Source organism: Nostoc sp. KVJ3 (assembly GCF_026127265.1).
Classification (GTDB): Bacteria; Cyanobacteriota; Cyanobacteriia; order Cyanobacteriales; family Nostocaceae; genus Nostoc.
On sequence record NZ_WWFG01000001.1, the window covers coordinates 2,646,102 to 2,670,112 of the forward strand.

The following is a 24,011-nucleotide window of genomic DNA, read 5'->3' on the forward strand; positions in this document are numbered from 1 at the left end:
TATATTTCTCTTCTATAGCAATACTATTTGATTTTTGAAAAGATACATAGGTGCGTTAGCGTTACGCTAACGCACCATTCTTAAGGATTTAGTGCGTTATCATTTCGCGTAACGCACCCTACAAATACTTAATTTTGTTCAAAAATCAAACCGGATTCCTATAGCTAGATCGGCGTTATGCAAAAGCCTTTTCATAAGGTGAATCTTCGAGAAAAATTACTGTTCTTCAAGGTTGGCGGATTAAAATATGCCAAAAACGTCAATTTCCGGTGAGTTATATCATGTACGGTTAAACACTTGTCATTGCGTACTCCGTTGGAGAACCCGTTCGCGTAGCGTCTCCGAAGGAGAAGGGTACGGAGTGAAGCATAAGTCCTTCGGACACGCTTCGCGAACGCAGAGTCCTGGTGATTGCTTCGCTCCACTTCGTTGCGCTCGCAATGACATATCGTAAGTAATTTGGCGGACATGATATGAATTGTGCCATAAAACAGCACAAAAAGCAGATTGAAAACTGAAAGTTACTGAAAAAATCGATTTAGGGAGATAAAAATTATGACGAATATCATTGGAACCAATGGTAATGATACCCTAGTGGGCAGCAACTCCGACGATACCATTAACGGTAAAGCTGGCAATGATACCATCACAGTGAACAGTGGCAACGACACATTAACTGGTGGAACCGGCAAGGATAAATTTATTTTCGACTACCGTAATTACAACTACTCCTACTTAGCTCCTCGTATCATCACTCTCATCACCGATTTTGCTGGGGTAGGTAAAGGAACCAAGCCCACAGCAGGAGTCATTGACGAAGCTGATACCCTGATATTCCAAGGTACTGACTTTACTGCTAAAAATTTGCTACTTACTCAGAATGGCAACAATGTAGAAATCAGCTTTGAAACCCCGCTAAATATATTTAGTAGTCCTAGTCCCAAAGTCATCCTGCAAAACTTCAAACTAGAAAACCTGGATAACTTCAGTAAATCTACAGGAGCCACTGTTAACTTAGGCAATATCCTGTTTGATGGGCAAACTACTATTACTGACAGCTTTGATGTCTTCAATGCCAACTCCACTCAAAGCACAATCTTCAACAAGAACACAGTCACCTTCCTTAACGATCTGAACAACAACGTCAAGGGTTTTGACAACTCAGATGATGTAATAAATGGTCAGGGGGGTAACGATATCATTGACGGATTGAGTGGCAACGACCTTTTAAGAGGTGGTACGGGGAATGATACGCTCTACGGTGGTGCAGGTAACGATACCTTGAATGCTAGTGGTTCAACAGGTGATAATCTACTCAATGGCGGCGATGGCAATGATTTTCTCTACGCCTTTGGCTACCACTACGAATCCACCGATCCCCCACAAATCAACGACCTTCTCTCATCAGGCAATAATACCCTCAATGGTGGTGCTGGTGACGATACCTTGAATGCTAGCGGTTCAACAGGTGATAATCTACTCAATGGCGGCGATGGCAATGATTCTATCTCCATTTCTGGCTTTACTGAAGACATCCCTACTTTCGGCGGTGACTTGTTCCGTGACACTTATTCATTAGGCAATAACACTCTCAACGGTGGCGCAGGTAACGATACCTTGAATGCTAGCGGTTCAACAGGTGATAATCTACTCAATGGCGGCGATGGCAATGATTCTATCTCCATTTCTGGCTTCCCCGTATATAATACTGACTATTATTACGACACTCAATCATCAGGCAATAACACCCTCAACGGTGGTGCAGGTAACGATACCTTGAATGCTAGCGGTTCAACAGGTGATAATCTACTCAATGGCGGCGATGGTAATGATTATATCTATGTAGCTAGCCGATCATCATATCCTCCTATCACCTTTTTAGTGACTCAAACAGTAGATGGGGGTAAAGGCGACGATTTGCTATCCGTCGATTACAGCAATGCTACAGGGGGGCTGACAACAACATTCAATTCCACTACTAACATTAGCTTAATTACAGCTGGTACGAATAGCCTTAGCTACAAAAATATCGAACGCTTAAATATCGTAGGTACAGCCTTCGATGACAAGATTTTGGGGAAAGATGGCAACGATACCCTCTCCACGGGTTCTGGAGGTAAAGATACTATAGATGGGGGTAAAGGCGACGATTTATTATTCATCGATTACAGCGATGCTACAGGTGGGCTGACAACAACATTCAATCCCACTACTAACATTGGCTCAATTACCGCCGGCACGGATAGCGTTAGCTACAAAAATATCGAACGATTAAATATCGTAGGTACAGCCTTCGATGACAAGATTTTGGGGAAAGATAGCAACGATACCCTCTCCACGGGTTCTGGAGGTAAAGATACTATAGATGGGGGTAAAGGCGACGATGTATTGTCTGTCGATTACAGCGATGCTACAGGTGGGCTGACAACAACATTCAATCCCACTACTAACATTGGCTCAATTACCGCCGGCACGGATAGCGTTAGCTACAAAAATATTGAACGATTAAATATCTTAGGTACAGCCTTCGATGACAATATTGTGGGGAAAGATGGCAACGATACCCTCTCTGGGGATAGTGGCAATGATACCCTAACTGGTAGCAAAGGAAAGGATACATTTGTTTACGACAATAGTTATGACACTGGCAACTACCGCTCCCTTGGGACTGATACCATTACCGATTTTGGTGGCGTGGGTAAAGGTTCAAATCCCTCAGCTAGTGTGATTAACTCCTTAGACACCTTGCAATATACAGGCGCTCAATTCACTGCTCAAAATCTACAATTAACTCAAAATGGCAATAACTTAGAAATCACTTTTGAAGATGATTACTATAATAACAAAGTCATTCTGCAAAACTTCAAATTAGAAAACCTGGATAATTTGCCAGCAACTTCTTCACGATCTGCTATTGGCAATATCTTGTTTGATGGACAAACCAGTATCACCGACAGTTTTGATGTGTTTGATGCTAATTCTACTCAAACTACCCTCCTCAAGAGGAACACTGTTACTTTCCTCAATGACCTCGATAACAATATTATAGGTTTTGACAACTCCAATGATGTCATCAATGGTCAAGGTGGTGACGACATCATCAACGGCAAAAGTGGTAATGACATCCTCAGAGGTGGTGCGGGAAATGATACTCTGATTGGTGGTGCAGGAAATGATACTCTCGAAAGTGATACAGGTAATAATATCCTTGATGGTGGTGTAGGTGACGACGTATTGAATGCTAGCGGTTCAACAGGCAATAACACCCTCAATGGTGGTATTGGTGATGATAATTTGAGTGCTAGCGGTTCAACAGGTAATAACACCCTTAACGGAGGCGCTGGTGATGATACCTTGAATGTTAGCACTTCAACAGGTAATAACCTCCTCTTTGGGGGTGATGGCAATGACTATATTGTTAGCGGCTTGTTAAAATACGATGATGTCAGTTCTTTAGGCAATAACACTCTTAATGGAGGCGTTGGTGATGATACCTTGAATGTTAGCGGTTCAAAAGGTAATAACCTCGCTGATGGGGGTGATGGCAATGATTTGTTCTATGTAAGCACTACATCCTCAGATATTGCCCCCTCTGATTTAATTACTCAAACAATAGATGGGGGTAAAGGCGACGATTTATTATTCATCGATTACAGCAACGCTACAAAGGGCATTACTTCGATTTTCAACGCCACTACTAACACTGGTACAATTACAGCAGGTATCAATAGTGTTAGCTACAAAAATATCGAAGGATTAAATGTCGTAGGTACAGCCTACGATGACAATATTGCGGGGAGCAATGGTAACGATACGCTCTCTGGGGGCTATGGTGGCAAAGATACGATAGATGGGGGTAAAGGCGACGATTTATTATTCATCAATTACAACAACGCTACAAAGGGCATTACTTCGATTTTCAACGCCACTACTAACACTGGTACAATTACAGCAGGTATCAATAGTGTTAGCTACAAAAATATCGAAGGATTAAATGTTGTAGGTACATATTACAATGACAATATTGTGGGGAGCAATGGTAACGATACGCTCTCTGGAGGCTCTGGTGGCAATGACACCCTGACAGGTGGGAACGGTATTGATACTTTTGCTTTCGCATATTACAACGTAGGTGTTGATAGTCTTTATGACTTCAACGCCACGAATGATCTAATTCAGGTATCGGCTAATGGCTTTTATACTGGGTTATCATCAGGTTCACTTCAAAAAAGTCAGTTTACCATTGGAGCATCTGCAAGCACTAGCGAAGAGCGATTTATTTACAACAATGCTACAGGTGCATTGTACTTTGACGCAGATGGCAGTGCGGCGAATTTTACTCAGGTAAAATTCGCACAACTATCGGCTGGATTGTCACTAACCAACAACAATTTTGTGGTTATTTAATCGTAATTAGCGTGGTCTAATTATATCTGCGTTTGTAATTTAAGTAGCGATCGCTGATAGCGAGTCCGCAAGCGTCTTGATTCTGACTCCTGTTAGCAATAGCGGGGCGTTTAGCTTTGATTTTGGAACAAAATTAGGTATGTAGGGGAGCCAGTGCGTTGCTGCGGAGGTTCCCTCCCTTGTAGCAACTGGCGTTGTGTTAGAACGGAGTTCGTAACGCACGATTGCCGTACTCTCCGTGCTAACACAACGCCAGTGACGCTCCGAAGACAAATTATTAGCTATAAATTCTGAAAATGTAAAGAATATACCAAGAGAATTACTTAGTATATAGATTTCTGGGCGGAGAATGTGAAGAGTATGCAAAGATGCCTCTTCAGGTATAGACATCTAAGTAAATATTCAGTATTTAGTTAATATCAGGTTATTAAATGTTCCCTATTTTTAAGCTAGACAGCCACGGGCAACAGCCCACAACAAATGTATAAAAACTTTTTTCTCTATTAAGAGTTAACTGTTTTCTATTTTCAAGATAGCAGGATTTACGCATTCACAAAAAAATAAAGCATGAGGTCTGGATTTCAGGCACTTAGGCTTAATTTGGAGGCGCTTTTTCAGCTATGCCTAATGGGGGCTGCGCCTACGCTATCCAATCAAGGATAGTTATATAAAAGCCTGAAACGACCTATTTCAATTCATCTACACGTTCATTAATTATGACAGCGCGTGAGACCTTGATACTTAGATAGGTGCTACTTGCAAGCTGGTCAACAAAGTAAATTTCCGAGAAAAATTACTGTCCTTTAAGGGTGACATAAAAGTATGCCGAAAGTGTCAACTATCGGCAATTCTTGTCCTCTAAAACAACACCGACTCAGGGCTGAGAACTTAAAGTTACTGAAAAAAACTGATTTAGGAAGGTAAAAGTTATGACTAATATCATTGGAAGCAACGGTAATGATACTCTAGTGGGCAGTAATGGCATTGACACCATTAACGGTAAATTAGGTAACGATACTATCACAGCGAAGAATGGTAACGACACCGTGACTGGTGGCGGCGGCAAGGATAAATTTGTTTACAACTTGGGTGACGGCACTGATACGATTACTGATTTCAGTGGCATAGGTAAAGGCTCAAATCCATCAACAGCAGTGATTGCCGAAGTGGATACCATCAAATTTCAAGGTACTGGTTTCACTGCTAAAAATCTGCTGCTTACCCAGAATGGCAATAGCCTGGAAATCACCTTTGAAGGGGTGGCTAATAACAAAGTTATCCTCAAAAACTTCAAATTAGAAAACTTGGAGAATCTAAAAGCTTCTGGAACAAGACCAGCTATTGGCAATATCTTGTTTGATGGGCAAACTAGCATTATCGACAGCTTTGATGTCTTCGATGCCAACTCTACTGATACCAGCTTGCACGTTAAGAACACGGTGACTTTCCTCAATGACCTCGACAACAACATTACGGGTTTAGACAATTCAGATGATGTCATTAATGGTCAGGGGGGTAATGACAAAATCGATGGTAAGGGTGGCAACGACTTGCTGCGGGGTGGCGCAGGTAATGATACTCTCATTGGTGGCACTGGCAATAACACCCTCAACGGTGGTGTTGGTGACGATCGCTTGATCGCTAATAGTTCAACAGGTAATAATCTGCTCAATGGTGGCGATGGCAATGATTACCTCGACCTCTCTGGCTACTGGAGTTTGGACTACCCAGACGGCGACGACCTCCGCTCGTCAGGCAATAACACCCTCAACGGTGGTGCTGGTGACGATTATTTGAATGCTAGCGGTTCAACAGGTAATAATCTGCTCAATGGTGGCGATGGTAATGATTCCCTCGACCTTTCTGGCCACTACCAAGGAAATGATTACTTTAATAAGGACTCTCGCTCGTCAGGCAATAACACCCTCAACGGTGGTGCTGGTAATGATTATTTGAATGCTAGCGGTTCAACAGGTAATAATCTGCTCAATGGTGGCGATGGCAATGATTCTCTCGACCTCTCTGGCTACTACAGCTACACTCCCTACTACGACGAAAACCAACCCCGCGATCTCTCCTCCACATACGACTCTCGCTCTATAGGCAATAACACCCTCAACGGTGGTGCTGGTAACGATTACTTGAATGCTAGCGGTTCAACAGGCAATAACATACTCAATGGTGGTACGGGGAATGATACCCTCGATGGTGGTACGGGGAATGATACTCTCAATGGTGGTACGGGAAATGACTTCCTCGACGGTAATATCGGTAATGACTTGCTGCAAGATAGTGCGGGGAATAATACCCTCAACGGTGGCGTTGGTGACGATTACTTGAATGCTAACGGTTCAACAGGCAATAATCTGCTCAATGGTGGCGATGGCAATGATACTCTCACAGCATTAACTGAAACTGACTACAACGGTAATCTGGTGTCTGGTGATAACACCCTCAACGGTGGCGCTGGTAACGATAGCTTGAGTGCTGACATTTCAACAGGTGATAACCTATTAAATGGTGGCGATGGCAATGATTATCTCTCCGTTTCTAATGACTACTACGACCCCGTGCAGTCTGGTAATAATACCCTCAACGGTGGTGCTGGTAACGATATTTTGAGTACTTCATTTTCAAAAGGTGATAACCTCCTAGATGGTGGCGATGATAACGATCGTCTCTCCGTCGATCTTGCCCTTGGTAATAACACCCTGTACGGTGGCACTGGTGACGATTACTTGAGCGCTAACATTTCAACAGGCAATAATCTGCTCGATGGAGGCGATGGCAATGATTCTCTTTTTGCCTCTAACTTCGATGGCTACAGGTTTGATAACACTACTGGCAATAACACCCTTAACGGTGGTGTTGGTGACGATTCTTTGAATGTTAACTATTCACGAGGTGCTAATCTCCTCTCTGGAGGTGATGGCAATGATTATCTCTCCGGTTCTAGCTACAGCTACGGCTACGGAGGAACTTTTTATAATACCACTGGCAATAACACCCTCAACGGTGGCGCTGGCAACGATTCCTTGAATGTTGACTATTCATCAGGTGCTAATCTGCTGAATGGAGATAATGGCAATGATTATCTCTCGGCATCAGGCTACCAGTACGACGAGTCCGGTAACTACGGTGAAGAAGCAGGAGTCTATCGCCGGACATCAGGCAATAACACCCTCAACGGTGGCACTGGTGCAGATAAGTTGATTGTTGATTATTCAACAGGAAATAACTTCCTCTCTGGCGGCGATGGCAATGATACTCTCTCTGCCTCTAATGCATTAGGAAATAACACTTTTTATGGTGGTTTTGGTAATGATAGCCTCTATGGAGGAAATGGTAATGATACCTTTGCTTTCAATGATTATAAGGAAGGCGTTGATAGTCTTTATAACTTTAATGCCACTAATGACTTCATTCAGGTATCGACTGCTGGTTTTGGTGGCGGGTTATCAATAGGTTCAATCTCAGCTAGTCAGTTTATCCAAGGATCGTCTGCAACGACAAGCAATCAACGATTCATTTACGATAATTCTACAGGTGGACTGTACTTTGACCAAGATGGTAGTAAGCCTGGGTTTGCTCAGGTAAAATTTGCTCAACTATCTGGTGGAATAACGCTAACGGAAAATAATTTTGTGGTTATTTAATGGTGATTATAGCTCTGCTATCATTCTAGATACGGTTTGCGAGGTGCTAAAAATAGCACCTCGGATTTTATTGAGCAGTTAGGTTATATCTGCGATCGCAATCTTAAATCTTTGAGAGGTGACGCGATCGCACGTGATAAATTAATGTGAACAGTACGATGTATTAGGATGGGCTACGTCTACGCACTTCCTAAATTTATCCTCTTGAGTGCCTAACAAGGGATATGAGGTTGAATTTGTCACATTGGATGGTGAAACTGTGGCAATTGTTTCACTCTACAGCATACAAGTACGTCCCATTGGTAGAAGAGAAATTGCGCGATCGAGAGGGGGAAGGAGGCGAGCGACGCTCGCCTCCTTCCCTCTCTATTTGATTATCATTATCTTTAACGTCTTTGACCACTTAAATAGGATATGAAAAGGTATTGTAACGAGAGAATAATTTTGTCAAAAGTGGGCTTAATTCTTAGGTAAATTCAATTATAAAACGAGGTAATGAAAAGTTTGCTTTACCACCATGCCCAAGGATATTTATTGAGATTTTTCACCAATAGCCATGATGTGAGCGCTTACACCTAGTGTAGAAGGTTCAGTCTCTAGCCAGCGAATAGCTTGCAGGAGTCTTTGGCGGCGATTTGGTTCATTCCAATGTTCCTCAAAATTTTGTAGTAATTTCCCTGGCCCTTCTATGGCTAAGAGCTTTTGACAAGATAACCCTGTTTCTTCTACCTCCGCTTTTAGTTCATCAGGATGATGAAAGAATGCTGTCGTAAAGTAAGCAGGATGGTTGTTTGGATTACGATGTTGCCCTTCAAGCAAGTCCCGGTGAGCAATTTCCAAAAACTCCGGCTCGTCTAGCCACCCCCGAAATAAACCGTCTAAGAGGGAAGCAAAGCGAGAACAAGCAACGGCAAAAATAAGACCTCCGCTCTTTAAGACCCGATCAGCCTCGCGTAATGCTGCCAAGCGATCGCTACGTTCAATTAAGTGATACAGTGGCCCAAATAAGAGAACAGCATCAACACTATTATTTGCTTGATTTAACTGACGGGCATCTCCTACTTCTGCACTCATAAGTGGATAATCAGGTTGAGCCTGAGAAGCAGAGCGGGCTTGCTCTACATGTAAGGGAACGGCATCAATAAGATGAACTTGATACCCTAGCTGGGCAAGCCAACAAGCATAGATCCCTGAACCACCGCCAACATCGAAAATCACTGCGGGGGGAGGAGGTAAGTAGCGGCTAAGAAGCTCTTGAGTCCGAACAAGTTCAATGGGATTTGTGCGCTTTGACAAGCGTTCGACTTCCAAGCCACGCTCATAATAACCTAGTACTTCATCTAAAAGCAGGTTTTGCAAATTAGACTTATCTGACATAAAGTTCCCTCTTTTTAGGATTTAATTTAATCTTTATGGGATTTCGTGCGTTGCTGAATTCAGGTATAAAAATGATCATGTGTGATTTCAAAGCCCTTGTAGAGAGCCAAAAGTGGGAAGTACAGTTCAGTATAATTTCGCGTCTATACAACAATATTCATACATCTAATCAGCAACGCCGGATTTCAAGACTCAACTGAAAATTATTAGATAATCTAACAATTAGATATACATCTTTCAGAAAGACTGTATGATATATAAACTACGCTAAATCGACCAACAAACTGTAATATATCATCTATCTAGTATAGATAATGCTCAAAAATAGGGTGTGGAAGGGAATAATCATTAACTCTTGAGTATTAACAATTAACTAAAATCGAAAATGGGATGACCTATGAGCTTAAATAATCAAGTTGTAGACAGACCGATTTCCGAACAACTGCCATACGTAGAGGCTAATCTCAGTTACCTAACCCCGATGGCAGATAAACCTGTCAACTATACTTATGAACCCCCAGCAGGGATTCCCCGCACCAATGGTAGTTATCAAAGGCACAGACTGCCAATTTATAATGCTCGTTCAATTTCAGACAACATCTTGTTAGATAGAGAAGGATTCGCCTTTACTGAACATTACAGCAGCGTTCGCGACTTTTACGACGAAGACGAAATACGTCGTGTCTACTACCCTGAAGCCGAGCAATTATTAAAAGAGGTGACAAGCGGAACTAAGGTAGTGATATTCGATCATACCCTTCGTAACGCTGGTCAGTCAAAGCCAGGTGAGAATAATATTAAAGAACCTGCCAAGCGTGTACACAACGACTTCACCGCCAAATCAGGCTATACTCGCACCCGTTTGGAATTAGCAGCACGGGGCATAGATAACGATGAAATCGATACACTCTTGCAACAAAGATTTGCTATCATCAACCTTTGGCGAGCGATCGCTCAACCAATCCAAGAGTCACCATTAGCAGTTTGTGATGCCCAAAGTATACAATCAACAGACCTTGTAGCTGGCGATCTTGTATACCGCGATCGCGTTGGTGAAACCTACGCAGTTACATATAATCCCAAACATAAATGGTTTTACTTTCCGCAAATGCAAAGGGACGAGGCACTATTTATCAAGTGTTTTGACTCCACAGAAAACGGACACGCACGTTTTGCAGCCCATACAGCCTTTGAAGACCCCACCAGTCCAGCAGACGCGCCTCCACGAGAAAGCATCGAACTACGGACAATCGTTTTTTACTCTTAGGACTTACGCAAGAACTCTCTGAAACTCTTATTTCTCCGTGTCGCGCCAGTTGCTACAAGTCGGGGAACCGCAAGGGCGCACTGGGCACTGGCTTCTCTGCGTCCTCTGCGGTATGCCTCCGGCACGCTACGGGAACGATATTACGTTACCTGTGTGTAAGTCCTAACTCTGCATAGGTGCAAGATATTATACCAATTCGTAATTGACCACGCTGTAGGGGCACGGCATCCACAATCTTTTCGTACATATAATAGTTTTACTGGTGTCGTGCCCCTACGACCGATGTGGTTCAAATACATCAAAACTGCTGTAAATATGAGTTATGGAGGACGCTTGTAGAGACATAACAGTGCTATGTCTCTACATTCTTTTTCAGCCCTATGTATAATATATAGAGATAGTATTTGATTTCTGAAAAGATATGTAGTAACGCACCATCATCAAGGATTTAGTGCGTTATGAACTGCGTTCTAACACAACGCCAGTTGCTACAACGGAGGGAACCTCCGCAACACACTGGCTCCCCTACAATACCTAAATTTTGTTCAAAAATCAAATATGATTCCTATAGATACTTGAGGTGGAACTACCGCCTCTATTGATTATTGGTAAGTCCCTTGTAGCAAACTTACTCCCCAAAGGTTAAGCCTTATTTCTAATAGCATCTGGTGTAATCGCCGCATACTGCTGGTTAGTTAGAGTTGCTGCTTTAACATCGACTTGTTTTGGTACAACTTTCAGTGCATAGAGAAGATCCGCAACCTTCTGTTGAGCGCTAATCACTTCCTCAGTAATTGGTCTCATATCATATTTTCTTCTCATTAGTGTCAACTCCATAGTATCCACATCAGTCTTGACCTTCGGTGCAAGGATTTCGGCAGCAGCCCGCCTGTTTTTGTTGGCCCACTGCCCAACTTGGTAGTATTCTTCCAAAATTACTTTCAATAGTTCAGCATTGTTAGTTGCAAAATCTCGTGAAGCTAGGTAATAACCTCCTGGTGTTTTAATTCCTTGCGCGTCTCGCAAGACTCGGATACTCCCTTCTTTTTGAAGCTTGATCAGATAAGGATCGCTTTCTACAAAGGCATCAACCGTCTTGTTCAAAAATGCTGCTCGTCCATCTGCAACGGGCAGATTTACTGATTCAACCTCACTGATTTTCAGCCCTGCCTCTTCTAATGCTTTCACCACAAAAAAGGTCTGAGCCGTCCCTCTAGAATAAGCAACTTTTTTACCTTTAAGACCTGCCAAGGTTTGGATTGGAGAATCCTTTGGCACAATAATCGCTGAACCTTCTCCAGTGCCTGGTGGAGTGTTAACTACATAAATCAGATTAGTGCCAGCTGCCTGAGCAAAAATTGGTGGCGTTTCACCCGCAGGCCCCAAGTCGATGCTACCCACATTTAACGCTTCCAAAAGCGGTGGCCCAGACACAAATTGAGACCAAGTAACACCTATTCCTTGAGGAGCCAAGCGTTTTTCGATCGCACCTTTTTCGTGGGTCAGATCCCCGGAAACTTGGTAGCCAAGTCGAATGAGCTTGGTACTGCTTTTATTGCTACTAGTGGCATTAGTACTCAAGGTTGGGCTGCTGTTATTTGCATTGCTATTGCTTGTATTACTATTATTTGTTCCACAGCTGGCTAAGGTAGTAAAAGACACTAACCCATAGAAAGCGTAAAGTAAATTACGTCTGGATATTGAGTACTTTCCAATTTGCTGTCTGACCATAGCTATTTACCTAATTTTAATGCTGATACGAATTGCACGAAGATAAGGGACTTCCAAGTAAAAAATATCCCATCGCTTTTATTGCAAGGGAGCAGGGCGCTCTTAGCTGGAGTAGGGGAAATCGGATAATTTATTTTTTGGAGTTCCCTAATCCAGAAGTAAAAGAGCATAAAATTCCCCAAAAGCTTGCGCTATAAAGTTTTTAAGCTCCTGTCTCACGCCAACAAGTAACTAAACTTCGTGTTGCAGTAAATGTCATAAGAATTTTCCTTACCTATGCCTACTTAAATAATTAGCATATACTACTAATACTCTATCAAGTTACAGTAGTATGTGTTGATTATACTGATTGTATGAAGAGTTAATCAAGTGCAGGGCAATAAATTTACATATTTAGGACTAGTAGTCTGTCAAGCTAACTTTGAAGGGTAAAAGAACGAACCGCAGAGGCACAGAGAAGCCAGTGCGTTGGGCGGGTTCCCCGACTTGAAGCAACTGGCTCGACACAGAGAAAAAGAGAGAAAGATTCTAAAACCGCCATATTACAAACTTGACTCTATGCCTTTTTAGGAGTTAAAAAGTTATGCAAAATATATGTCATTGCTTCGCTCCGCTCGCAATGATGGGTTTTGGATCATTTATTTTTTGGGACACTCTAAGAAGTTTTTGGAGTAATAGTTTTGGCGATAACTGGGAAATTCATGGGGCGATCGCTCCTAGAGAGGTCTGTTGTCTCCATAATCCATAATAGAAATACAGGGCGTGTGATAATTAGAGGTTTTTATGTCCCTAACGCTTGAAGATTTGGAAAAAATGCAGCAACAGTATCCTGACTTTCGTATGGAACTAGTTAAGGGTAATATTATTGTTATGAGTCCATCAGGATACGAATCAGATGAAGTTGCAGCCGCGATGATTGCCGAGTTACATAACTGGGTTAAACCGCGCAAACTGGGACGAACAGCAGCTTCTAGCGCTGGTTTCAGATTGCCAAATTCAGATTTACGCGCACCGGATGCTTCATTTGTTCTAGCCGAACGCTTGCGTCGCAGTCCCAAGTCTTTTGCTCAATTGGCTCCCGATTTAACTGTAGAAGTGAAGTCCCCTAGCGATAATTTGGAGGATTTGAGAGCCAAAATTCAAGAATTTCTGAGTTTGGGAACTAAAGTAGGAATTTTGCTCAATCCAGATGAGCGGATTGTTGAAGTTTACAACGTTGGACAAGAAGCAATAATACTTCGTGATGGCGATATTTTAACAGTTCCCGATTTGCTCCCAGGATGGGAAGTACCAATTGCAGATTTGTGGCCTCTAGAGTTTGACTAGGATAGTGGTAAAAGAGAGTAATTCCTAATTATCGGAAGTAGGATTTTAGAGATTTCATAAGGGTAGTTTATTTAAGTGGTCTAACCTTCAGGAGTTTAAAAACTACCGAATAGGGAAGTGTTTTGGAATTCAACAGCTTGCGGTCGTTTTCTGCAAGATGATATCGTTCTGGGGTAATTCTTGGCTCTTCAAATTCATCAACAGAAAAACCTGCTGCCTTGAAGACTTTCCAGTAATCGGAAAGAGGGCGGTGAAACCAGATAAATGGTGTTGTAAAATGCTTCCAAGGTTCGTCGTTGCGTTGCGTCCTTTCAAAATAAGAAGAAGTCCAACTATAACAAACCGTCCCATCCTGATTTACAGTTGTCGATTTACCTTGGGGAAAGCAAGGATGTGAGAACACAAGAATTGCAATACCATTAGGCTTGAGAACACGATTGAATGCCCTTATTGCTCCTTCGAGATCCAACAAATCCATGAGAACATAATTCGAGAAGATTATATCAAATTTCTCATCTGGAAGTGACTTTAGTTCAGTGCATGAATCCAAATGAAAATCTATATCTAGATTATTTTGGCTAGCTCTGAATTGGGCAATTTCTATCATCTGAGGTGAAAAATCTACACCAGTTACACTGGCCCCCTTTAGGCAAAGCTGACGTGTCAGATATCCTGTGCCACAACCAGCATCGAGGACAGACAATCCCGCAACGTTACCAGCGAAACTCCATAGTACTGGATCTGAATTCAGAATTCGATTGCTGTCACCATCATTGCCAACTTGAATATCCCAGTCTCTAGCTCTATTATCCCAGAGTTCAAGTATTTCTTGATCGTCAAAATTTGCCTTGATTTCTTCAGTCATATCTTCCTCCTTAAAAAAATAACTGAACAGGACTAAATTATTTTCCCATAGATATCTGCTGAACTTTATGGTTCGTGGTAGTGCTGTACCAATACTGTTCGGTTAAGACAAGAGACGCGATGAATCGCCGTCTCTACAATAATTTTGTCTTTCGTCTTGACGAAAGATTTATCGCGTCTTTGCGATCTAGAATTTTCATCAAAAAACCTTAACCGAAGCGTATTGAGGCATTCAGCCAAAGTTTATGCGATCGCTTTGGGTGGTAAAACTAACTATCAAAATTTGGCAACTGCCATAGTGATTTAGTTCCTCATCAACTGAGTGACGGTAGAATATACCTAATTTATAATCTTCATAGCTATCAAAAGCCTAACCATGACGATGCATCCTACACTCCAACGTGCATTTACTAACCGCCGCGTTCTGAAAGTAATTAGCGGCTTGAATAACTTTGACGCTGCTAGCGTTGCTGCTACTGTCAAAGCTGCTGAATTTGGTGGTGCTACTTTTGTCGATATTGCCGCCGATCGCGCTTTGGTTAAATTAGCTAAAAGTTTGACACATTTGCCAATCTGTGTATCAGCAGTCGAACCAGAGAAATTTGTGCAAGCTGTGGCAGCTGGTGCTGATTTAATTGAAATCGGGAATTTCGATTCCTTCTATGCTCAAGGTCGCCGTTTTGAGGCTCCAGAAGTGCTAGCGCTGACTAAGCAAACCCGCGCTCTCCTCCCAGAAATCACCTTATCTGTCACCGTTCCCCACATTTTGGAACTAGATCAACAGGTACAGTTAGCCGAAGAACTGGTGAAAGCTGGAGCAGATATTATCCAAACCGAAGGCGGTACTAGCAGTAACCCAGTTCACCCTGGAACTTTAGGATTAATTGAAAAAGCTGCTCCCACCTTGGCAGCAGCTTTTGAGATATCCCGTGTGGTGTCAGTACCAGTATTGTGTGCTTCTGGTATTTCTAACGTTACAGCACCATTAGCGATCGCAGCTGGTGCTGCTGGTGTTGGTGTTGGTTCCGCCATCAACCAACTCAATAGCGAAATAGCCATGATTGCGGCTGTGCGTGGGTTGGTGGAAGCCTTAGCGACTGTCAGCAACCGCGCGATCGCTTAGTTGTTGATGAGGGGGATGAGGAGGATGAGAGGGATGAGGAAGTAATGCTAAAAATTTACTTCTTGTCGTTCTTTTCTCCCCCTACTCCCCCTACTCCCTCATCTCCCCAAACAATCTTTCAACGCATAAATTACCTGGTCTTGCTGGTGTTGTGTCAATTCTGGGAACATGGGCAAAGCTATGACTTCATGGCAAGCTTGCTCTGCTATTGGTAAGTCCCCAATTTGATAACCTAGATTTTGATAAACTGGCTGCAAATGTAAAGGGTGGGGGTAGTAAATCATTGAACTTACGCCCTGCTCTTGTAATTGACTACGTACCCAATCTCGATATTTGGCGCTAGAACCATTTCGCCCTTCGCCTGAAATGCGAATAGTGTATTGATTCCATACCCCAATACCCCCAGGTAATTCTTGAGGCGGGACGATTCCCGGAATTTGACTAAGTAACTGATAGTAATAGTTGGCGATATCTCGGCGGCGATCGTTCCAAGTATCTAAATAACGTAGCTTAATCTGTAAGATGGCTGCTTGGAGAGCATCTAAGCGGCTATTTACACCGATTTCCTCGTGTAAATATCGAACTTTACTACCATGATCTCGTAGGATTCGCAGTTTAGTGGCGATCGCAGGATCGTTAGTCGTGATTGCTCCGCCATCGCCGCAACCACCAAGATTTTTGGTAGGGTAGAAACTAAAGCAACCAATATGTCCAATACTTCCTACTCTTTCATCAGCCCACTTTGCACCTGTAGACTGAGCGCAATCTTCAATGATTGACAAATTGTGAGATTGTGCGATCGCCATTAATGATGTCATATCCACAGGTTGTCCAAATAGGTGAACCGGGATAATCGCTTTAGTTTTGGGTGTAATTGCCGCCGTGACTTGCTCCACATCCAAATTAAACGTAGTAGCGTCAATGTCAACGAAAACAGGCTTTGCACCCACGGCGCTAATGACTTCAGATGTAGCAATAAAGGTGAAAGGCGTTGTAATCACTTCATCGCCAGCACCAATTTCCAACACTCGTAACGCTAAGTAGAGCGCATCAGTACCAGAATTACAGGCCACACATTGGGTAACAGTATTATAAGCAGCAAAATATTGCTCAAAGCCTTCGACTAAAGGGCCGCCAATATAACGCCCAGAAGCCAGAACTTCTAAGACGGCTGCACTTACTTCTGCTTCGATAGTAGTGTATTGTTGCTTGATATCAAAGGCAGGGATAGGATTTACACTTTGGATCATGAGTTCTCATTTTATCGGGAGATACAAAGGATGCACTTCGAGAGTCAATTTTTGCTGTTGAATTATTAATCAAAAAGGAGCAACTAAAAGACTATCGCCCAAGATACGCATCTATTAGGGTTTTTACTTAAATTGTAGGGCGGTAGATTGCCGCACATTTAATTTACAGATAGTAGACATACTAGGAGTTTGCCATGTTAAGGTTGTAGCATTTTTGAATTTTGAATTGATGAAGGTGATATATATCAACCAAGATCCAACACATCGGATCAAAGTTCCTCTTGTGTGGGCTGCTTTGAGAAGAAAACACTAGGAGATAGGGAACCTATGCAGGATATTATCAAGCTGGATTTCGTGGATTTAGCTATTGCTGTAGGATTGATGGCGATCGCCATTGGTTTATCTGCCTGGGAAAAATTAGGATTAGAGTTGAACCTAGCCCTTGCGACTGGGAGAACCATCTTACAACTTCTTGTATTGGGATACATTTTAGATTTCATCTTGGCTTTAGACAATGCTTGGGCAGTTTTGGCGCTATTAGCAATAATGCTGACAATTACGGCGATTGTCGCACGAAATCGCATTACTCCAAAAATTCCTCATTTGTTGCCTTTGGTGTGGGGTGCAATTTTAATTAGTACTACCCTGACGGTGTTTTACACCAACTTCTTGATCGTTCAACCAGACAGATGGTATGAACCACAGTATATAATTCCTCTAGTAGGGATCGTCTTGGGTAATGCTACCAATGCAGCGGCGATCGCAGGGGATCGTCTTGTCAGCACCATTAATTCCAGCCATCTCGAAATCGAAACCCACTTAAGCTTAGGTGCAACGCCCCAACAAGCAATTAGCCAGTATCGCAAAGACGCTATCAAAGCGGCATTAATTCCGACTCTTAATCAAATGATACTTATAGGGATGGTGGCAATACCAAGCATTACCACTGGACAGTTACTAGCTGGTGTGAAACCCTTAGATGCTGTATCTTACGAAATTTTAATTATCTTCATGGTTGCTTTTGCTAACCTACTGACAACAATTTTGCTTACTAGGGGGTTGTGTCGTCAGTTTTTCAATTCTGCCGCGCAATTAGTCGGGTGAAGTGGTTAATCTACATCCAAGAATATTTCACCATCTTGTGCTGGTAGATCAAGAGCAATGAATAGCGATCGGTTAGTAATTTGTAATTATTTGTTGATAGCCATCAAAGAATGATAGCGATGAAAATATTTTTGGCAAATTATCTATGTTTGGACGATGATAAGGTTTTCAATTTAAGGTAAATTAAAATGGCATTTAGTAATTACAAAAGTATTAGCACGGTAATTAAAAAATTTCAAATTAAATATGTGCAGTCTAATTTTGTTTTGGAAGTAGAATTCCCGGTTAAACAGTCTTTTCAAGAAGAATTAGATTTACTATTTACAGATGGAGTTATTGATAATTCTGAAGATGCTATTTGTGAAAATCTCATCTATCCAGTATTAAAAGAAGTATGGAAATCTTACCGAAGTAAATTAACACTCTGGAGTCATGAAACATTAGTTTACGACGATGATTTATCAGGGATTCCAGATTATACGGTAACACAGCGAAACCCTCTCGGTACGATTGTTTTTGATAAACCTTATTTTTTGACAGTTGAAGCTAAACAGGACAAGTTTGAAGAAGGTTGGGGTCAGTGTTTAGCTGAAATGATTGCAGTGCAGCGAATTAATGATGATTTCGCCAATGATGTTTTTGGAATTGTTTCTAACGGGAAAATATGGCAATTTGGAAGGTTAATTGCTGATGTATTTACTCGAAACAAAAATTTATATGTAATTCAAGATTTAGATAAATTATTTGCTGCTATCAACTATATTTTTCAACAATGTGAATTGAAGCTTGAAAAATAATAAGTAGTTAAACAAAATTAATTACACAATGTCATTGCGAATGGAGTGTAAAGCCTTCGGCATAGCTTCGCTTAACGCGGTAGCGTCTCGTAGAGATAGCGAAATGAAGCATAAATCCTTCGGACACGCTTCGCGAACGCGGGGGCTAGGATTGCAACTCTTGGAGACGCTGTTCGCGTTCGCTTCGCTCGCAATGACTGTAATTAATTCTGCATGGTTACTTAACATCAATAATGTCAAATTATGTGCTTAGTTAATCTCCAATTTAGATCCCCGACTTCTTCAATAAGTTGGGGATCTGATTAAGGATATCAGAATTTAAATAATGTTTGATTTCCCATTTTGTAGAGACGCGATAAATCGCGTCTCCGATGAATCACGTCTCTACTCATTTTTATACTTACCCTCCCAAAGTCCGCGTATAAATTACCTGACCTTGAGAATCGTAGAGGAAAAGGGACAAGCTGGCATTATCACCAATTACAGCTAAGGCTTCCCGTAAGATTTGCAAGTGATTGGTAACATCAATAGCAGTACTAGAATTTTTAGAATCAGGATTAGCTGAGTTATTTTGCCTTATTTGGTCATACTCAGGGGTTAGTCGGACAATAATGCCTGTATTATCTATGCTAAAGGTGCAAATCCGAATTTCATTAGTACAGGTTTTTTCCAAGTCAGTGCGGGTTTGCTGCAAACTACTAACAACCTGTAGTTTTTCCTGTGCTTGTTTGAGGGATGCTGAATAGGGTTCCATAAGAGACTGAGCTTGAGTGTAGTACAAGCTATCTTGGGAAACTTTTTTAGCAGTTTGCAAAGCCTGATCCCAGTATGTTGCTGCTGCTTGCCACTGGTTTTGTTGCTGATATATTTTGGCTTGGTTAGCAGTACTAATGGCTTGTTGATAGGTTTTAGCGGCTAATTGTTCTTTAGTGGCGCGATCGCGTGTCGCCACTAACTTAGGTTTATAATCTACCAATAGCTTTTGGGCTTCTTGATATCCAGGGCTAGTTAGGGGAATGCTATTTAAGGCATTAATAGCCACCAACCAAGTAGACTGCACCTTTTGCCAATCATTCAAAGATTTAGCAGTAGTTTCCCGATTTTCGGCTGCACTAGCTACAGCTTTTGCTGCTGTGAGTTTTTTGAGCCATTTCTCCTCAGTAAATATCTGTTGATTTACAGTATGCAAACGGACACGATAATTAAATAATTTCCCCTGCACCAGTCCATAGAGTTCACTATCAGGATTTATAGTTTCTAGTGGTGCTATGACCTGTCGCCAGATGTGTTGCCTAGTTTGTAATTCCTCTAGGCTAGATGCAGGAGTTTGAACTTTTTGTGTCGCTAAAGATGCCGTCTGCAAAGCCTTGACCACCTGGTTGATTTTTTCTGACCGTCCTGACAAACTTGCTTTTAGTTCTTCCGACTCCTGGTAATGGGGCGACCAACTAGGAATTACATTCAGAGCTGTACTAACAGCCACAAGTTGCTGTTGTACAGCTACTAATTCTTTTTCAGACTTAGCACGGCGCATCAGTTGTGGAGATTTTGTTTTTAATTGCTCGGCAGCTTGTATTTCTTTACACTCAGACATCACGCAAGGACGAGTCAAAAAGTAAGCACCACTGCCTAAAACTACAATTCCCACTAAGGCTGCACCCAGTAAAATGGGTTTAATTTGAGATGTTCGCTTTGAAGTCGGCAAATTCGGCGCATCTGCAAACGGGTCAAACGGTTCCTCTTCCTCAGCCTCAGCCTCATCCTCATCCATTAATGGAGAATAGGTCAGAGCAGATGAGGAAGATGAGTAGGATATTGCTTCCCCTGCTCCCCCATCTTCCCCTGCTTCCCCTGCTCCCCCTGCTCCCCATCTCCCCATCTCCCCATTCCCCCATCCCCGCATCTCCTTCAGAGTCAAGAAACATTTGGCATAAGGGAATTGTTCACCAAAAACTCTGAGGAAACATTGGACTCGCTGTTCTCTGTGGGGTGTTAGGGACTGAAGTACTTCCTCAATTACTGTAAAAATTATCTGAGCGTCAACTATTACATCTGACTCATGTTGCGTTAAAATCATTAGCCCGTCTTTATTGACGGCGCACTTAACCTCGAAGACTTCAGCCGATGAGACTTCTACAAGCAATTGTTCCTGCAAAGTTTTGGCTAAAAGCTGTAAATCTTCCTGCTGGACTGCTACTTTCATAGAGCTTTCCCGCTCAACTTCTATATTGTTTTGATTATCTTTAAGGGAATGAAATGAACTTTTTAGGTTTGTTGAATGCAAATGCACAGTTTAACCAATCACAGCCTGAAAATCTGAACGACCAACTTTCTAACACAAATTCTGACTTTTCACCAAAAATTAAAAAAGCAGTTATTGTTCGCTGCGTTACATTTTCAGATCGTTAGATACAAAATTAAATAATCTGTCTTCAGATATAAATTACAAATAAAAAATGGGAATAATAGAGTGTTTGAGTATTTTCACTACATTATTTTGCGACATTTAAATTCATAGTCGCTACTGCTCTGCAAAATTCTAGTCGTAGAGCAATTGTGAAAAATTTATCCAAAGGTTAAGAAAATGATGCGAGGTCAGAGGGTTTTGACAGAAATGCTAGTTATCTTCTATGCTGGGAAACTTACTGAAAAGATTAATTACGTGTTGTAGCTCTGGCACAACCAGGTTGGCGATCAAAATTAATGTGTCTCATTTGCTGAATTCGATAAAATCTATCTGTGAAAAATAAATTTTTATAGCTGCCAAAAGCTTAACTTTGAAATAAAAGTGCTGCAAAATATTAAGACAGCACTTACCAAAAGCTTGGAAAGTGTCAATACAAGGTGTATCAATGGATTTATTAGAGTATCAAGTTAAAGAATGGTTTGGAAAGATAGGCATTCCGGTATTGCCTTCCCAACGCATTGACCATCCTACAGATTTGAAACGTTTAAAAATTCGCTTTCCAATTGTACTAAAATCTCAAGTACATGGAGCGGAGCGGGCAAAAGCGGGTGGAGTCAGGTTTGCCGAAACGACAATTGATGCGATCGCAGCTGCTCAAAATATCTTTAGTCTACCAATATGGGGCGAATTGCCAGAAGTTGTGCTGGCAGAATCCCAATACGACGCAAACCAGGAATTTTATCTAGCAGTGGTTTTAGACACTGCTGTTTGCCGACCAGTACTTTTAGGTTGCAAAGAAGCAGATATTGACTGGGAATCGGCTGGAGAAAAAATGCATCATGTTGTCGTAGAACAGGAATTTTCGCCATTTTATGCCCGACGACTGGCTTTGAAAATGGGTTTACAGGGAACGCTGATGCAGTCAGTAAGCAGCGTTTTGGAGAAGATGTACCATTTATTTGTACAAAAAGACCTCGATTTAGTCGAAATAAATCCTTTGGCAGTTAGTGCTAATGGTCAAGTTATGGCTCTTAATGGTAAGGTCAGGATTAACGAACGGGCAATTAAGCGTCATCCAGACCTTGCCGAAATAGCGGCAAAAATTATCAGCCGTCATACCAGTACTGAAATCAATGGTATTTTGGGTGACTGGGATGGTGTAAAAATGCATGGAAAAATTGGCATTTTAGGTAATGGTACTGGTTCGGTGATGGCAACTTTAGATTTAGTCGCCAATGCTGGTGGTAATCCAGGTGTTTGCTTAAATCTCCGTCATGCCTTCCTCACAGATACTACACCAACGACCTTCCGCGATCGCCTAGAAACAGGACTGAAAATTCTAGAAGCTGACAAAAGCATTCAAGTAATACTAATTAACTTCTTGGGTAGCATTCCTCAAACGGAGGAAGTAGTTGAAGTTATAGCCAGATTTGTACAATCAGATAACAGCGAACTTCAATCACAGGTTATACGTTCTAATGGTAGTAGAATTCCACGAGAGCGGAATTTTGTACCCTTAGTTGTGCGGCTTGCTGGTTCTGAATTTAATGCTGCTAGAAAATATTTATCAACACTCAAAACTCATCGCGATGCGCTCCTGGTGGTAGAAAATTTAGATGAGGCAGTGGCAGCAGCAGTCCGTCTTGCTAAACCAACTGCGAATAAAAAGTAGTGATTGTTAATTGGGCATGGGGGAAGAATCTCTCTTGTACAGACGTGATTAATCGCGTCTCTACTGGTTGTCAAACTTACGGTAATTTTTTATGAACCTAACGCCAGAAAGTAAAGTATTAATTCAAGGCTTTTGTGAATTTATATCAAGTACCCATGTTGCTCAAATGCAAGCTTATGGCACGAATTTGGTAGCTGGTGTCAACCCGGGATGTGGCGGACAGGAACTGCATGGATTGCCTGTATTTGACTTAGTAGAGGAAGTAATAGAAAAATTTGGGTCAATTGATACAACAATTATTTGTGTAGATCCTTACGACGTTTTAGATGCGGCATTAGAAGCGATCGCATCTCATATTGGTCAGATTATTATTATCACAGCTGGCGTGCCACCTTTGGATATGGTGCAATTACTCCGCAAAGCCGAAGCCTGTGAAACTTTGGTTATCGGGCCCAACAGTCCGGGGATCATTGTACCGGGAAAAATTCTTTTGGGTACTCAACCTAGCGAATTTTATACTCCTGGGCCAGTGGGGATCGTCAGTCGTAGCAGCACTCTCACTTATGAAGTGGCTTACGAATTAACAAAAGCCGATTTGGGTCAGTCGATTAGTGTCAGTATTGGTAGTGATGCGATCGTCGGCTCCTCTTTTCTTCAATGGTTGCAAATTCTTGATGAAGATGAAACTACACAGGCGATCGTTTTAGTCGGTCAACCTGGTGGTGGTAGTGAAGAAGCCGCAGCCCGCTACATTGCTGAGGCAATTGATAAACCAGTGATTGCCTACATCGCAGGGAAACAAGCGCCACCGGGAAAGAGTTGGCGGCAAACTGGAACTTTAGCAACGGTTATCGGGCGCGATCCTAACTTTGGCACAGCCCAAAGTAAATTAGCTGCTTTAAAAGAAGCGCAAGTTCCAGTAGCTGAACGCCCTTCTCAGATTCCTGAATTATTGAGAAAGGAGATTAATTAACTCATCTTGACACTCTCAGGTCTAAAGACACTGAGTTTTACGCTTACCGAGAGATTT

At 42.0% G+C, this 24,011-nt stretch carries 14 protein-coding genes and 1 pseudogene; 9 read left to right on the top strand and 6 right to left on the bottom strand.

The window, feature by feature from the left end:
- The first annotated feature begins 555 nt into the window (after positions 1-555).
- On the top strand, positions 556-4,407 hold the full coding sequence (locus tag GTQ43_RS10310; protein WP_265272518.1) for a beta strand repeat-containing protein: 3,852 nt from the start codon (positions 556-558) through the stop codon (positions 4,405-4,407).
- Between the two features lie 39 nt (positions 4,408-4,446).
- Here GTQ43_RS10310 and GTQ43_RS10315 read toward each other — a convergent pair whose 3' ends face one another.
- Complete coding sequence (locus GTQ43_RS10315) at positions 4,447-4,797, bottom strand: hypothetical protein (protein ID WP_265272519.1); 351 nt, start codon at positions 4,795-4,797, stop codon at positions 4,447-4,449.
- A 539-nt stretch (positions 4,798-5,336) separates the two neighbouring features.
- Between GTQ43_RS10315 and GTQ43_RS10320 the strand changes: the two are divergent.
- Positions 5,337-8,063 (top strand): annotated as a pseudogene (locus GTQ43_RS10320) (beta strand repeat-containing protein); the annotation flags it as partial.
- Positions 8,064-8,594: 531 nt separating this feature from the next.
- Here GTQ43_RS10320 and GTQ43_RS10325 read toward each other — a convergent pair.
- Positions 8,595-9,440 (bottom strand): class I SAM-dependent methyltransferase, encoded by an 846-nt coding sequence (locus GTQ43_RS10325; protein WP_265272521.1) that lies wholly within the window; start codon positions 9,438-9,440, stop codon positions 8,595-8,597.
- A gap of 397 nt (positions 9,441-9,837) precedes the next feature.
- Here GTQ43_RS10325 and GTQ43_RS10330 point away from each other — a divergent pair, with 397 nt between their 5' ends.
- Entirely contained in the window at positions 9,838-10,707 is an 870-nt protein-coding gene (locus GTQ43_RS10330) for a CmcJ/NvfI family oxidoreductase (protein WP_265272522.1), read from the top strand.
- A 642-nt stretch (positions 10,708-11,349) separates the two neighbouring features.
- On the opposite strand, the gene GTQ43_RS10335 is transcribed toward GTQ43_RS10330, so the two are convergent.
- On the bottom strand, positions 11,350-12,438 hold the full coding sequence (locus GTQ43_RS10335) for an aliphatic sulfonate ABC transporter substrate-binding protein (protein ID WP_265272523.1): 1,089 nt from the start codon (positions 12,436-12,438) through the stop codon (positions 11,350-11,352).
- 783 nt (positions 12,439-13,221) lie between these two features.
- On the opposite strand from GTQ43_RS10335, the gene GTQ43_RS10340 reads away from it, so the two are divergent.
- A complete protein-coding gene (locus tag GTQ43_RS10340; RefSeq protein WP_265272524.1) occupies positions 13,222-13,764 on the top strand; it encodes a Uma2 family endonuclease in 543 nt (180 codons plus the stop codon).
- A 67-nt stretch (positions 13,765-13,831) separates the two neighbouring features.
- Here the strand turns inward: GTQ43_RS10340 and GTQ43_RS10345 are convergent, their stop codons facing one another.
- A complete protein-coding gene (locus GTQ43_RS10345; protein ID WP_265272525.1) occupies positions 13,832-14,629 on the bottom strand; it encodes a class I SAM-dependent methyltransferase in 798 nt (265 codons plus the stop codon).
- 375 nt (positions 14,630-15,004) lie between these two features.
- Here GTQ43_RS10345 and GTQ43_RS10350 point away from each other — a divergent pair, with 375 nt between their 5' ends.
- Positions 15,005-15,751 (top strand): DUF561 domain-containing protein, encoded by a 747-nt coding sequence (locus GTQ43_RS10350; protein ID WP_265272526.1) that lies wholly within the window; start codon positions 15,005-15,007, stop codon positions 15,749-15,751.
- A 98-nt stretch (positions 15,752-15,849) separates the two neighbouring features.
- Here GTQ43_RS10350 and GTQ43_RS10355 read toward each other — a convergent pair whose 3' ends face one another.
- Positions 15,850-17,001 (bottom strand): DegT/DnrJ/EryC1/StrS family aminotransferase, encoded by a 1,152-nt coding sequence (locus GTQ43_RS10355; protein WP_265272527.1) that lies wholly within the window; start codon positions 16,999-17,001, stop codon positions 15,850-15,852.
- A 327-nt stretch (positions 17,002-17,328) separates the two neighbouring features.
- Between GTQ43_RS10355 and GTQ43_RS10360 the strand changes: the two genes are divergently transcribed.
- Together GTQ43_RS10360 and GTQ43_RS10365 are read left to right on the top strand one after the other, a co-directional pair.
- Entirely contained in the window at positions 17,329-18,105 is a 777-nt protein-coding gene (locus GTQ43_RS10360) for an ABC transporter permease (RefSeq protein WP_265272528.1), read from the top strand.
- Positions 18,106-18,293: 188 nt separating this feature from the next.
- Complete coding sequence (locus GTQ43_RS10365; protein WP_265272529.1) at positions 18,294-18,902, top strand: hypothetical protein; 609 nt, start codon at positions 18,294-18,296, stop codon at positions 18,900-18,902.
- Positions 18,903-19,302: 400 nt separating this feature from the next.
- On the opposite strand, the gene GTQ43_RS10370 is transcribed toward GTQ43_RS10365, so the two are convergent.
- A complete protein-coding gene (locus GTQ43_RS10370) occupies positions 19,303-21,105 on the bottom strand; it encodes a hypothetical protein (RefSeq protein WP_265272530.1) in 1,803 nt (600 codons plus the stop codon).
- 649 nt (positions 21,106-21,754) lie between these two features.
- Here GTQ43_RS10370 and GTQ43_RS10375 point away from each other — a divergent pair.
- Complete coding sequence (locus GTQ43_RS10375; protein ID WP_265272531.1) at positions 21,755-22,981, top strand: succinate--CoA ligase subunit beta; 1,227 nt, start codon at positions 21,755-21,757, stop codon at positions 22,979-22,981.
- Between the two features lie 91 nt (positions 22,982-23,072).
- Positions 23,073-23,954 (top strand): succinate--CoA ligase subunit alpha, encoded by an 882-nt coding sequence (locus GTQ43_RS10380; RefSeq protein ID WP_265272532.1) that lies wholly within the window; start codon positions 23,073-23,075, stop codon positions 23,952-23,954.
- The last annotated feature ends 57 nt before the right edge of the window (positions 23,955-24,011 follow it).

Excerpts from the sequence above, each read along its gene's own strand:
- GTQ43_RS10310 (WP_265272518.1), top strand. The coding sequence starts at position 556 with ATGACGAATATCATTGGAACCAATGGTAATGATACCCTAGTGGGCAGC.
- GTQ43_RS10315 (WP_265272519.1), bottom strand. The coding sequence starts at position 4,797 with ATGTCTATACCTGAAGAGGCATCTTTGCATACTCTTCACATTCTCCGC.
- GTQ43_RS10325 (WP_265272521.1), bottom strand. The coding sequence starts at position 9,440 with ATGTCAGATAAGTCTAATTTGCAAAACCTGCTTTTAGATGAAGTACTA.
- GTQ43_RS10330 (WP_265272522.1), top strand. The coding sequence starts at position 9,838 with ATGAGCTTAAATAATCAAGTTGTAGACAGACCGATTTCCGAACAACTG.
- GTQ43_RS10335 (WP_265272523.1), bottom strand. The coding sequence starts at position 12,438 with ATGGTCAGACAGCAAATTGGAAAGTACTCAATATCCAGACGTAATTTA.
- GTQ43_RS10340 (WP_265272524.1), top strand. The coding sequence starts at position 13,222 with ATGTCCCTAACGCTTGAAGATTTGGAAAAAATGCAGCAACAGTATCCT.
- GTQ43_RS10345 (WP_265272525.1), bottom strand. The coding sequence starts at position 14,629 with ATGACTGAAGAAATCAAGGCAAATTTTGACGATCAAGAAATACTTGAA.
- GTQ43_RS10350 (WP_265272526.1), top strand. The coding sequence starts at position 15,005 with ATGACGATGCATCCTACACTCCAACGTGCATTTACTAACCGCCGCGTT.
- GTQ43_RS10355 (WP_265272527.1), bottom strand. The coding sequence starts at position 17,001 with ATGATCCAAAGTGTAAATCCTATCCCTGCCTTTGATATCAAGCAACAA.
- GTQ43_RS10360 (WP_265272528.1), top strand. The coding sequence starts at position 17,329 with ATGCAGGATATTATCAAGCTGGATTTCGTGGATTTAGCTATTGCTGTA.
- GTQ43_RS10365 (WP_265272529.1), top strand. The coding sequence starts at position 18,294 with ATGGCATTTAGTAATTACAAAAGTATTAGCACGGTAATTAAAAAATTT.
- GTQ43_RS10370 (WP_265272530.1), bottom strand. The coding sequence starts at position 21,105 with ATGAAAGTAGCAGTCCAGCAGGAAGATTTACAGCTTTTAGCCAAAACT.
- GTQ43_RS10375 (WP_265272531.1), top strand. The coding sequence starts at position 21,755 with ATGGATTTATTAGAGTATCAAGTTAAAGAATGGTTTGGAAAGATAGGC.
- GTQ43_RS10380 (WP_265272532.1), top strand. The coding sequence starts at position 23,073 with ATGAACCTAACGCCAGAAAGTAAAGTATTAATTCAAGGCTTTTGTGAA.